Here is a 12,292-nt window from a genome sequence, read left to right on the forward strand (position 1 = left end):
TGCTGCCACATGGCTTATGAATGTGATCAATAACCGCATGACCTACCAGACAGTTAAGGATATCCGTGCCAAAGCCATCCGACACATCCAGGTACTTCCCCTCTCTTACCTTGACGGACACAGTACCGGTGATATCATCAGCCGTATTATCGCAGATACAGATATTCTGTCTGATGGTATGTTGCTTGGATTTACCCAGCTTTTTTCCGGAATCGTAACGATCATCGGAACACTGATCTTCATGTTCTCCAAAAACTTCTGGATTACATTGATGGTCATTGTCTTGACCCCCGTAAGCTTTTTGGTGGCCAAATTTATTTCTTCCCATACCTTCCAGATGTTCCGGAAACAGAGTGACGCCAGAGGACGCCAGACTGCTCTCATTGAAGAAATGATTGGAAACCAGAAGGTAGTTCAGGCCTTTGGATATGAGGAAAAATCTTCTGAACGCTTTGCAAAGATTAACGAAGAATTACAGGAATGCAGTCTGAAGGCTGTTTTTTACAGCAGCCTGACAAACCCTTCCACCCGTTTTGTCAATAATATTATTTATGCCTGTGTTGCACTGGTGGGTGCGTTCATTATCCCGGGAGGCAGACTGACAGTCGGAGGTCTTTCCGTACTCCTCTCCTATGCCAATCAGTATATGAAGCCATTCAATGACATCAGTTCCGTTGTTACAGAACTTCAGAATGCTCTTGCCTGTGCAGGCAGAATCTTTGATCTGCTGGAGGAGGAACCAGAAGTTACAGAGGCTTCTGAGACGCTGAAAGATGTGAAGGGTGAAGTAGATATTAAGAATGTATGCTTCCATTATGATGAATCAAAGAAACTGATTGAGAACTTCAACCTTCATGTAAAACCAGGTATGCGCATTGCCATCGTAGGACCTACCGGGTGCGGTAAATCAACCTTTATCAATCTTCTGATGAGATTCTATGATGTAAATGCCGGATCCATTTCCGTAGACGGCAAACAGATCAGAGACATTACCCGCCATTCTCTGAGAAGCAGCTATGGTATGGTTCTGCAGGAAACATGGATCAAGAACGGAACTGTCCGCGACAATATCTCGATCGGCAAACCGGAAGCTACAGATACCGAAATCATCGAAGCAGCCAAGCTTACCCACAGCTGGGAATTTATCCAAAGACTTCCCAAAGGACTGGACACCATGCTCAATGAAGACAGCTTAAGCCAGGGGCAGAAACAGCTGCTGTGTATCACAAGAGTTATGCTCTGTCTGCCTCCGATGCTGATCCTGGATGAAGCTACTTCAAGTATTGATACCAGAACAGAATTACAGATCCAGGAAGCGTTTGAACGAATGATGGATGGAAGAACAAGCTTTATCGTAGCTCACCGCCTCTCTACGATCCGAAACGCAGACCTGATCCTTGTTATGAAAGACGGCAGCATTATTGAGCAGGGTACTCATGATGAACTGATCGCAAAAGGCGGCTTTTATCACACTCTGTATAACAGCCAGTTTGCTAAAGTCTCTGAATAACCCCAAAAAAGAGGAACTACTGTCCATCACAGCCGTTCCTCTTTTTGATTTTATCAAATATTTTTACTTAATTTTTATCAGATTGCTCTTGTGGCATCTTTCAGCCATTCTCTCTCTTCTTCATCCAGATATGGAGAAATCTTCTCATATACCTGTGCATGGTAATCATTGAGAAGGTTACGTTCCCGGACACTCATCAGTTCCGGCACCACTCCATCCAGATCAAAAGGTACCATGGTCAGAAATTCAAAGCACATAAACTGACCATACTCTGTTTTTTCAGCTTTTTTGCAGACCATCAGATTTTCATGACGGATTCCAAATCCATCCTCTCTGTAATATCCCGGCTCATCGGAGGTGATCATTCCCTCCTCCAGCACTGCATTTCCACCCGGAACAGTTTTCCATCGGAAACTATTGGGTCCTTCATGGACATTCAGAAGATACCCTACTCCATGACCGGTTCCATGCTTAAAATCCTCTCCCATTTCCCACAGTGGCTGTCTCGCCAGAATATCCAGATTTACGCCGGTACAGCCATGAAGAAATCTGGCAGCTCCCAGATTCAGAGTTCCCCGCAAAACTGCTGTGAAGTACTTTTTCTCTTCCTCAGAAGTGGGTCCCATGACAATAGTACGGGTAATATCAGTAGTTCCCTCTTTATAATGTCCTCCTGTATCTGCCAGAAGAAAACCGGTTGGTTCCAGAGGAATATCTGTTTCGGGTGTTGCAAAATAATGTACAATGGCAGCATGCTTTCCATAGGCAATAATCGGATCAAAACTGTTATCTACGAAATCCTCCTGTTCCGAACGGAATTCATACAGCTTTTCTGCTGCACTTAATTCTGTGATCGGAATCCTTCCAACATTTTTCTTTAACCAATATATGAACTTTGTAACTGCAGCTCCGTCTCTGATATGCGCAATGCGTTCATTTTCCACCTCAACAGGATTCTTAGTCGCCTTGGGAAGAAGTGTAAGATTTTCTTCATCCAGAATCCGGGTGTCTGCCGGAATATTACTAACCAGACGACTGTTGACTTTCTTTTTGCAGAGAAGAACTTTTTCGTCCTTTTTAAATGTTTTCACATACTCATAGATATTGTCATAGGGAAAAAGAGTCACACCATCTTTTTCCAGTGCTTCCAGTACGTCTGTCTGAAAGGCTTTCTCATTTGCAAAAAGTCTGATCTCTGTTTTTGTCATTACCAGATAAGAAAGAACCACCGGACAGCAGTGGATATCTCCCCCACGTATATTTAACAGCCAGGCAATATCATCCAAAGAGGTCAGTACAAATAAATCTGCACCCTTTTTCTCCATTGCTTTGCGAATTCTTGCGCATTTATCAGCTCTGGATTCTCCTGCCCATTTTATATCCAGCTCTGTAACCGGTTCACAGGAAAGTACCGGGCGGTTTTCCCATATATCGCCTGCCAGATCATGATCAACACTGAGAGACACACCGTTTTCATCCAGCATTTTCTCTAATTCTGCTGCCTCTTTTGCACTGACAGTACGTCCGTCAAATCCCAGACACATTCCCTGTGTCAGATTTTTTTTCAGGAATTCATGAACTGTCGGAACTTCCGGCTCACCCATTTTAAATAAAGTAATTCCTGTTCCCTTCAGCTGATTTGCAGCCTGAATAAAATAACGTCCATCCGTCCATAACCCTGCCATATCCTGCATAATCAACGCAGTACCTGCAGAACCGGTAAATCCTGTGATATATTTTCTGCATTTGAAATATTCACCTACATATTCTGAACCATGAAAATCATCTGTAGGAATCAGATATGCATCAATTCCTGTCTCTTTCATGCGTGCACGAAGTGCTGCTATTCTCTCTTTTACTGTCATTCGTTTTTACCCTTAAGGCTGCTATCTGCAGTCGTTTTATCATTTTCGCCAAGTGTTTCGTTCATACTTCCCATACGATATCCCAGAATATCCATGGTCACATAAGTAAATCCATACTCCTTAAATTTCTTTGCAATATCCTCTCGGACATTTTTTTCCAGAAGTTTCGGAAATTCCTCCGGCATAATCTCAATTCTTGCAAGTAAACCGTGAATACGGACACGTACCTGATGGAATCCATAGTCAAGCAAAAGCTGCTCTGCTTTCTCAACCATTCCAAGCTTTTCCTCACTGATAGTCTCACCGTACACAAACCTGGAGGACAGACAGGCAAATGACTGTTTATCCCAGGTCGGAAGCCCCATTTCTTTGGAATATTCTCTAATCTCTGCCTTTGTCAGTTTCGCCTCACGTAGCGGACTCTTAACTCCCAGCTCTTTTACGGCAATCAGACCTGGTCTGTAATCGCCGTTATCATCCATATTTGATCCCTCTGCAATATATTCAATCCCATTTTTTTTCGCAATATCGCCAATCTTCTCAAACAGTTCTTTTTTACATAAATAACATCTGTTCGGAGGATTCTTTGAAAATCCCTCAATCTCCAGTTCCTCAGACTGGCAGATCACATGTTTGATACCCTCTTTCTCACAGAATGCCTTTGCCTCATTCAGTTCTCTTTTCGGGAAAGAACATGACTGGGCTGTAATGGCGATTACTTTGTCCCCAAGTACATCATGCGCTACCTTTAACAGAAAAGTAGAATCCACGCCGCTTGAAAAAGCAACCGCTACGCTTCCGAGTTCTTTCAGATATTCTTTTAAATGTTCCAGTTTATTTTCCATGGTGTAAACCTCCTGCTTGTTTTCCTCTTCGTTACTATCAAACGGATATTTATAAGCTACTTTCGCAATTTACTCATAACCGTCTTTTTTCTTTGTAAAATTCTAATTCGATTAATCATATCATTAAAGTAGGGTATAATGTCAAGTGCTAAATTTGTTACTGAGAACGGAACCCGTTACTGTTCACTCCGTACCCGATAACCGGAGCCCCAATACACAATATTGAAATTCCAATATTGCTAACGAAATAGATATATTATATAATACATTCATGTGTGTTTGAAATACCATTTTGCAAGATTTATCATAAGTTTGCCAAAGATTTTTTATTATCAGGCACGAAATGGGCACTGGCATCATTACTGTTCACATCCCTTTTTCAAACACACTCTGGAAATTTTATATCATAAAAAATATATTGGAGTATATCATGAAAAAATCAACTACCTCATCAGTTCATGCATTTGGCAGTCAGGAATCTCTCTGTCTTAAGGGAATTGCCATCGTCATGCTGATCTGTCACCACTGTTTTTTAGGTCCGGCGCGCTATAAGGGTCAGGCCGTTACGTTTATCATTCCAGAAAACATATGGAATTATGTTGCTCTCTTTTTCAAGATTTGTGTATGTATTTTTGCATTTATCAGTGCCTATGGAATTACCTGGAAAATAAAAAGTTCCTGTCATTTTGATTCTGCAGAGCAAACTCAGAAAGACCTCAGAAATATATTACTTTCCCGCCTGATCCGCCTTCTGGCCAGTTTTATTTTGGTTTTTCTGCTCGTAGACGTTTTTGCTTTGTTTTATGATCCAGGGCGCTTTGCAGAAATTTATGGAACTTCATTTCCTGTATGTATCGCATATTTTATTTTAGATATGCTGGGACTTGCACAGCTTTTACACACACCTACTTTTTTAGGTACTTATTGGTATTACAGTCTGGCAATTGTGATCATTCTGCTGGTACCATGTTTTTACTTACTTATCAGGAAGATAGGGACTGTTCCTTTTCTTGGGCTGATCGCAGTCATCAATTTTACAGTTTCTATTCCAAATCATAATTTCTGGCGTTATCTTTTATGTATTGCAGTTGGAGTTTCATGTGCTTACAACAATACCATTGTTAAAATTATGAATTGGGATATCATAAAATCACAAAAATGGAACCATCTTGTAAAATTTTTCATAGAATTTTTACTACTATTTGTTCTTATGGTTCTACGACAGGGTCCATTAATGGATATACTCTATCCATTTTGGGATGCAGTAATTCCAGTTGTTTTTGCTTCTTTTTGCTGTGAATTTATAGTTATAATTCCTGGTTTGCGACAGCTTCTTATATTCCTTGGAACATATTCGGCTAATATTTTTATTATACACAATTACATTCGCAAAGTATGGTTTTATGATTTTACCTATAGCTTTAAATACCCTCTGTTAATCGTAATGGTTTTACTTTCAATTTCACTGGTTTTGTCCATCTGTATTGAACAACTAAAGAAAATCATTCATTACAATAGTTTTACCTGTCTTTTGGTTCAGAAAATATGTAAATAAAAACTTTATCCATCACACAAAATGTCCCTGTGTTACCATCGTAAGTAACGCAGGGACATTTTATTATTCCTTTATTTTTCATCTGTATGTGTGACCTTTGCCAGCGTATCCAGTGACAGTATTTTTCTGATATTTAACAAAAATAACGTACAGGCAGTAACTACAGAAATGATATCTGCAATTGGCTCTGCATAATACACACCCATAACACCAAAGAAATGCGGCAGAATAACAGCAAAAGGAATTAACAGCACTACTTTTCTAAGTATTGCAATACACAGAGAAATTTTCGCCTGTCCCAGGCCAAGGAAAGAGCTCTGTATTCCACTCTGAAGTCCGAAAATAGACATTCCCATAATATATATCGGCAGAACTCTCTTTACCAGATCTATCAAATCCGCATCATTCGTAAACATTCCTGCAAAAACACCCGGACAGATCATTGCAAACATCACATATGCAAAAGAAAACAAAAATGTGATAATAAGCATATTTTTTATTGCTTTTTTGACACGTTCAAACTGTCCTGCGCCAAAATTATAACTGATAATCGGCTGTACTCCATTTGTGAATCCATTGATTGGTACAAAAATCAGCTGTAGAACACTCTGTAAAATTGTCATAGATCCAACATACAAGTCTCCGCCATACGTCTGTAATCCATGATTCATTACAATAGTTATCGCACTCTCCGTAGCAGCCATAATAAACGGAGATACTCCCAATGCCAGTATTGAGCCAAGGATTTTCACGTCTGGCTTCAAATCAGAAATTCGGAGATGGATCTGCGATTTCGCTGAAATCAGGAAACGCAGCACCCAGACCGCACTTAATGCCTGCGAAATCACAGTTGCTGTCGCAGCTCCTACAACTCCCATATCCAGAACAAAAATGAAAACAGGATCCAGAATAATGTTAACTATTGCACCGATTAATACTGAAATCATAGCCGTTCTTGCATATCCCTGACAGCTGATAAACGTATTAAGTCCTACCGCAAGCTCCACAAAAACTGTTCCCAGAAGATATACTGTTATATACGAAGCCGCATATTCTATAGTATAATCACTGGCGCCAAACATATAAAGCAATGGCTTTTTTAATCCCAGAAATACTGCCATGAGCCCGCCTGAAAATACTAATAGCAAAAAAGTAGAATTCCCAAGAATTTTTTCTGCACGTTTATTGTCTCTTTGTCCCATAGCAATAGCTGCCAATGGTGCTCCTCCTCCATTGGCAAATCCTGCAAATGCAGATACGATCGTAATGACAGGAAAGGTAACTCCCACTCCGGTCAGTGCTGCTGCTCCGACTCCCGGAATCCTTCCTATATATATTCTGTCGATAATATTATATAAAACATTTACTATCTGCGCTAATACAGATGGCAATGCCAGCTGCAGCATCAATTTTAATATCTTTTCCGTTCCAAGACGACTGTCTGATTTTGTTTCCATATGATTTCCTAATTTCCTTTTCGTTAATGTGTTGATTTCGCTTTCGGGTAAATATGTTTCATCCTGGCATCGTCAAAATGTGTATCCACCCATTTTTCTATCTGATTCTGTGCCGTTATTCCCTGTGCACGCTGATCATAACGTATCAGTGCTATAGAGGAAACATGCTCTTAAAAAAACGGGCATTTGCCTTGATAGTACTTTCTGTAAGATTTACACAATGAGTTTCTTTTTAAAATGCTACTCCAGGTTCATTGAATCCAATATGATCATTTCCTCCAATTCCAAGAAGCTACAAATCAATCCCACCTACCATGGAAATTATCTTGTCATATTCTTTACAGGCATGCTCACTGTCTGCATCCATTCCGTCTGGAACATATGCATGGGATTTTTCAATATTTATATGGTTCAATAAATTTTGATCCATATAATATCGGTAACTCTGATCATTGTCTGGAGACAAACCTTTATATTCATCCAGATTTACAGTAGCAATTTTTGAAAAATCAAAATTCCCTTTTTTATGCCACTCAATCAACTGTTGATACATACCCACTGGTGTAGAACCAGTTGCTAAGCCCAGTACTAGTACAGCGAATATTAAGTAACTGCTATATTGATTTGTCTGATTTTTCATCTGCGGCGTTGTCGTCAATCGCCGTAGCCACCGTTGTTGATGTTACCGAGCCTATCTGTCAGGCGATTGACTCTGCAAAAGCGGATATGACCATCTTTGATTCTTCCGGCATAGAAGCATTTGTTACCGAAAATAATCCCAAGTATGCTAACAGGATCATCAAACAGCTTAAGGCATACGCGAAAGCTCAGGGCTTTGATAAATCCTATGATCCTTATAAAGCTGCCTATGGTTCCATGCCTTCTCATGCTTCTGCTAATCCTGAGATTAAGCAGCTCTATATCAATGGGCATTTTTGCTATGTCTTCAAGTTCGGCATTGTCACTAACGGATTGGGCATCATCCGCCACATATCTTTTTATAACAAAAACTTTATGGCTTCACATCCTGATATCGTTGTTGAAAAGAAACCCGATTCCCCTGACGAAGATAAATGTGTTGATGATTCAAAGCTTTTAATCCCGACACTTGCCAAGGACTTTCTTTTCCAAAGCATCCTTCGACTGAATCCAAAAACCTTCCTGGGTGATGCTGCTTTCGATACCGCACAGCTCTATAAGAGCCTTCTTACCGGTAACACTTTTGGTAATGACAAACATTTCTCGAAAGCTTATATTCCGCTGAATGCAAGATCCGGACTTGAAAATCTGGATTATTCCATCAATGAAGATGGTATTCCGTGTTGTCCCCATGATCCTTCTTTACAAATGAAGTACGCAGGACGCTTCCAAACTTCGCAGTGGAGTAACAAGATATAAATTTGTCTGTCCAAGAATGAAATGGATTTATGATAAATCAACTCAAAAATCCCATCGTCATTGTTTCTGTGACAACCCTTGTACTTCTTCTAAATGTGGGCGGATGGTCTACATCTACCCGGAAAAGGATCTTCGTTCTTATCCCGGAACGATCCGCGGCACCGAAAAATGGGATGATACCTATAAAATCAGGACTGTTGTCGAAAGAGATATCAACCACATCAAAGACAATCTCTGTATTGCAGGACGCCGAACCCAAAATGAGAAGACTCTGCATGCTGATCTGATTCTTGCCGGGATCACACAACTTATTACTGTTGTTCTCACAGATAAGATCAACCACCACGAATATATTCGAAGCATAAAACCACTCATAGCTTAGGACTTACCACTTTCATAAAGTCCATAGCTTATTAAAGTGCGCCTAAAATGTCCGATTATCCATTTTTCATTCCAGAAGTCGTGCTCTGAGCGAATTCTTCCTTGTTTTGGTTCAAGGTTGCGAACGAGCACCGCGAGTTTCGCAATTACCTAAATATATATTGATTCGGCTCAACAGAACGTAAAAGTTGAACTGTCTCAAATGTATTATTTAAAAAGGTGCTATGGCTTCATTATAATATAGGCAATGACTGTTCAGCAACTTATTTTTCACATTGCGAAGTGTGTTACTGAAAATAGAACGAATAATATTGATTTATGGATGTTTTTTCGTTCCAATCGTGATTCATCGCATAGGTGAAGTTACTAATTTATATTGTTCAGATTGTATCATTTAAATCACATCCGCTGATAATCCGATCCCAACGGTTTTCACGCTTATCCATTTCATCAGTAAAATATGGAAGTCTGGTCTCTTCCAGTTCTTCCAACCTGGAAACCTTTCCATTCAGGTAATTATCAATCCGGCGTCCTGTGCTTTTAAGTCTGGTGATCACTCCACCTAATTTCACATCAAGTAGCTCATAACCAAATGGCTTTGCATCTGTCATCCAGATTTCCTCTCTGATCCGTTTCATCTCTTCCAGATTGCAGATGATATCAGGGATTTCATTCTGACTGATTTCTTTTAGTATCTCTTTCTCTTCCCTGTCATAGGCATCTTTGATATGTACTCCCAGATCAGCTTTACCAGACAGTACAGCTGCCAGCTTTTCGTAGAAAGAAAACACAAGTCCATATTTCGCTGATTTCGTACAATCTTCAGACAAACAGTTGTATATTTCCTGATAATATGCCTTAATATCTGTACTTGATGCCTTTACATGATAATCAAAGAGACCCAGCATTTTCTCATAATCCCTGATATCATCATGATAATAATCCCAGTATACCAGTCCTAAATTCCTGTCCGGTTTTTCCCATTGAGAGCAGTCAGCATTTTCCGGCACATCATAATAACCCCCACGCGTATTTGCAGTAATATACATATCACTCCATATCATCGGTTTTAACCCCAGTGCCTTACAAATATCCATGACTCTTTCACAATGTTCCCTGATCAGCAGAGATCCCTCTTTATATCCATTTTCTCTCAGGGAATTTCCCAGACCCAGCATAACCGCTTCATCCATTCCAAGATGTACCCTGCTTGTAGAAAAATTCTCTTTCACTGAAATCAGAAGTTTTTCAATAAACTGATAGGTTTCTTCCTTATCCGGCTGAAGAATATCAGCGGAATCACGGATTTTACTCATTTCCGGCCATTTAAGGGCATTATGCAAATGAGCCAGTGTTTGAATACATGGAACCAGTTCTATTCCAAACATAGCAGCATATGTATCAATTTCCTTTATCTCATCTCTGGTATATTTTCCACGATAGGCTCCAAAATAAGGTTCACTCTTTACTTCGTAAGTATCTTCTGTATAAAGCATAAGCACGTTCATTCCCAGCTTTGCCAGTATTCGAATCAGGAATTTCACTTTTTCAACTGTAAACACAGCATTTCTGGAACAATCCAACATCAGACCGTTTCTTTCAAAATAAATATGCTCCTGATACTGGAATGTTTTATCTTCCATATGATGTAACACATAGTTTAATGCACGGTAATAATGAGCTGCTTCACGGCAGATCACATGGATCTGGTTTCATTCTTCTACCGCCATTTCCGGTCTGTCCTGAAATTCTACAGACAATTCTATATTTTCAGTAAAAATGTCACTTTCACTGAGTAATATTTCTGTCCCCTGCCTGATATTTTTATATGTTTCTTTATCGGATGTAAAAATAATGTTCATTAATATTCCTTTCTCCTTAAAATTTTACTCTTCTCAGCAACACGTTATCCAAACAGACCCAGGTAATTACAAGTCTATGCTGGAAGTATATGGATCAGATTCCCCCTTAAGCAAATAAGCTCACAGGGGAATGAGCGCAAAAAAAGCAGCAAACCTTTTTCAAGATTTACTGCTTATATACTGCTGTGATGGGCTGCTGATATTTATATCGATTCCATAAAATACTGCAATCAATCCAGTGCATTTATTATCTTCAAAAGAAAGTTACACATCCAGCAGCTCAATCAACTTATCAAGAAATGCCTCCTCTCCTAATGTATTAATTTTGAAAAACACAGCCTGGCTTCCTCCTGCCGTAATTGCAGAAAGTTGAACAGGATCTTCACCGTTTTGAAAAAGTGTAATATTGAGACTCACTCTGTTTCCTCCAGCATAGCTGTAACGTTCAAAAATACGAACACTGCAACGCGCAGTCCCACTTTGAAAATCACTGGCATCTTCTAAAGTTGCTGATATACTGCTATTTAATATTCCGTTTCGATATTTGAAAGTAACTGATCGAAATCTTCATTTATGCTTCTTTTTCTATTTTTGCCATACACAAACCTTCCTTTTCTCAGCTGTTTAAACTTAAATTCGATATATCATATCACCCATATTCCATATTCTCATGATTACCAAAAAGAGGATCACTTCCTTCTTGCCATATATACCCCTGAAAAGTTGTGTCGTATCCACAATATCCCTCTGCAACGATTTCAAACTCTGCATTAGGGTATTGCTTTTTAAATTCCTCAAACGACATTTCTTTTCCAGAAAAGGATTTCACGCCCTCGAACCCATATGGAGTGTTAAACACCATAATATCGCACTCCTCTTTATCAATCTTTGTGAATTCAATTATTCCTGGATACCATTTTTCTTCACTCTCAACATATTGAGATATTCGATCCATCTTTAAAGATAATCTATTTTCATCAATTTCAATCTGTACTATCCGACTATCGTGCAAGCTAAACGAAAAAGTTCTTTTCCTATCTCTAATATAATCCATATCGTTGCTCTCCTCAAAATTCCTTAACAGTTTGTTACTCACATTATTCCATATTTTTTCTTCATTTGCACAACTATATATTTGCATCAACAATGTAAACTGTCTCTGTGGGGATAATGCAGCTTCCGGCTCGTCAAAAAGATACAAACCATTTGGACGCAGATTGTTGCTGCGCCAATGCGAGAAAACTTCTCCCCCCATGTGATTTTTCATGATATTTAGCGAAAGGATGTGCGAGATCTGCATATTCTTCTTCCTTCGTTGCAACATTATAAAAACTTTCAGCCCTAAGAAAATACCCTCTCTTTTCCTTCCGATAGCCTTTGGAAATTCTTATCGCATCACACAACTCTGAATGTGTACAA

General features: G+C 39.4%; 8 protein-coding genes and 3 pseudogenes. 3 read left to right on the plus strand and 8 right to left on the minus strand.

Features of this window, described 5'->3' with window-relative positions:
* Positions 1-1,510 (plus strand): ABC transporter ATP-binding protein (locus tag AC058W_RS13475; protein WP_479390189.1); only part of this gene is annotated, 1,510 nt, incomplete at its 5' end.
* A gap of 77 nt (positions 1,511-1,587) precedes the next feature.
* Here AC058W_RS13475 and AC058W_RS13480 read toward each other — a convergent pair.
* A complete protein-coding gene (locus AC058W_RS13480; RefSeq protein ID WP_479390190.1) occupies positions 1,588-3,375 on the minus strand; it encodes an aminopeptidase P family protein in 1,788 nt (595 codons plus the stop codon).
* On the minus strand, positions 3,372-4,220 hold the full coding sequence (gene larE, locus AC058W_RS13485; RefSeq protein ID WP_118137907.1) for an ATP-dependent sacrificial sulfur transferase LarE: 849 nt from the start codon (positions 4,218-4,220) through the stop codon (positions 3,372-3,374). The genes AC058W_RS13480 and larE overlap by 4 nt, the downstream gene beginning before the upstream one ends.
* 430 nt (positions 4,221-4,650) lie before the next feature.
* On the opposite strand from larE, the gene AC058W_RS13490 reads away from it, so the two are divergent.
* Positions 4,651-5,775 carry an acyltransferase family protein gene (locus AC058W_RS13490; RefSeq protein ID WP_178760739.1) on the plus strand — a complete coding sequence of 375 codons (1,125 nt, stop codon included), beginning with the start codon at positions 4,651-4,653 and terminating at the stop codon, positions 5,773-5,775.
* Positions 5,776-5,846: 71 nt separating this feature from the next.
* Here AC058W_RS13490 and AC058W_RS13495 read toward each other — a convergent pair whose 3' ends face one another.
* Complete coding sequence (locus AC058W_RS13495) at positions 5,847-7,232, minus strand: MATE family efflux transporter (protein WP_117675354.1); 1,386 nt, start codon at positions 7,230-7,232, stop codon at positions 5,847-5,849.
* A gap of 166 nt (positions 7,233-7,398) precedes the next feature.
* Positions 7,399-7,821, minus strand: a pseudogene (locus AC058W_RS13500) (glucosamine-6-phosphate deaminase); the annotation flags it as partial.
* Between the two features lie 83 nt (positions 7,822-7,904).
* Between AC058W_RS13500 and AC058W_RS13505 the strand changes: the two are divergent.
* A pseudogene (locus AC058W_RS13505) lies at positions 7,905-9,012 on the plus strand (ISNCY family transposase); the annotation flags it as partial.
* 379 nt (positions 9,013-9,391) lie between these two features.
* Here AC058W_RS13505 and AC058W_RS13510 read toward each other — a convergent pair.
* The 4 genes and pseudogenes from AC058W_RS13510 to AC058W_RS13525 form a co-directional block, all read right to left on the minus strand.
* The gene (locus AC058W_RS13510) at positions 9,392-10,711 is read right to left on the minus strand and encodes a family 20 glycosylhydrolase (protein WP_479390191.1); all 1,320 of its coding nucleotides are present in this window, start codon (positions 10,709-10,711) and stop codon (positions 9,392-9,394) included.
* Between the two features lie 12 nt (positions 10,712-10,723).
* Entirely contained in the window at positions 10,724-10,873 is a 150-nt protein-coding gene (locus AC058W_RS13515; RefSeq protein ID WP_479390192.1) for a hypothetical protein, read from the minus strand.
* Positions 10,874-11,137: 264 nt separating this feature from the next.
* A complete protein-coding gene (locus AC058W_RS13520; RefSeq protein ID WP_479390201.1) occupies positions 11,138-11,404 on the minus strand; it encodes a DUF6054 family protein in 267 nt (88 codons plus the stop codon).
* 583 nt (positions 11,405-11,987) lie between these two features.
* Positions 11,988-12,288: pseudogene (locus AC058W_RS13525) on the minus strand (AAA family ATPase); the annotation flags it as partial.
* Between the last annotated feature and the right edge of the window lie 4 nt (positions 12,289-12,292).

The organism is Blautia sp. CGZ-1-C1, assembly GCF_056504575.1.

What these genes read in the sequence shown, in the direction of transcription:
- AC058W_RS13495 (WP_117675354.1), bottom strand. Translation starts at nt 7,232, where the DNA reads ATGGAAACAAAATCAGACAGTCGTCTTGGAACGGAAAAGATATTAAAA.
- larE (WP_118137907.1), bottom strand. Translation starts at nt 4,220, where the DNA reads ATGGAAAATAAACTGGAACATTTAAAAGAATATCTGAAAGAACTCGGA.
- AC058W_RS13490 (WP_178760739.1), top strand. Translation starts at nt 4,651, where the DNA reads ATGAAAAAATCAACTACCTCATCAGTTCATGCATTTGGCAGTCAGGAA.
- AC058W_RS13515 (WP_479390192.1), bottom strand. Translation starts at nt 10,873, where the DNA reads ATGAACATTATTTTTACATCCGATAAAGAAACATATAAAAATATCAGG.
- AC058W_RS13480 (WP_479390190.1), bottom strand. Translation starts at nt 3,375, where the DNA reads ATGACAGTAAAAGAGAGAATAGCAGCACTTCGTGCACGCATGAAAGAG.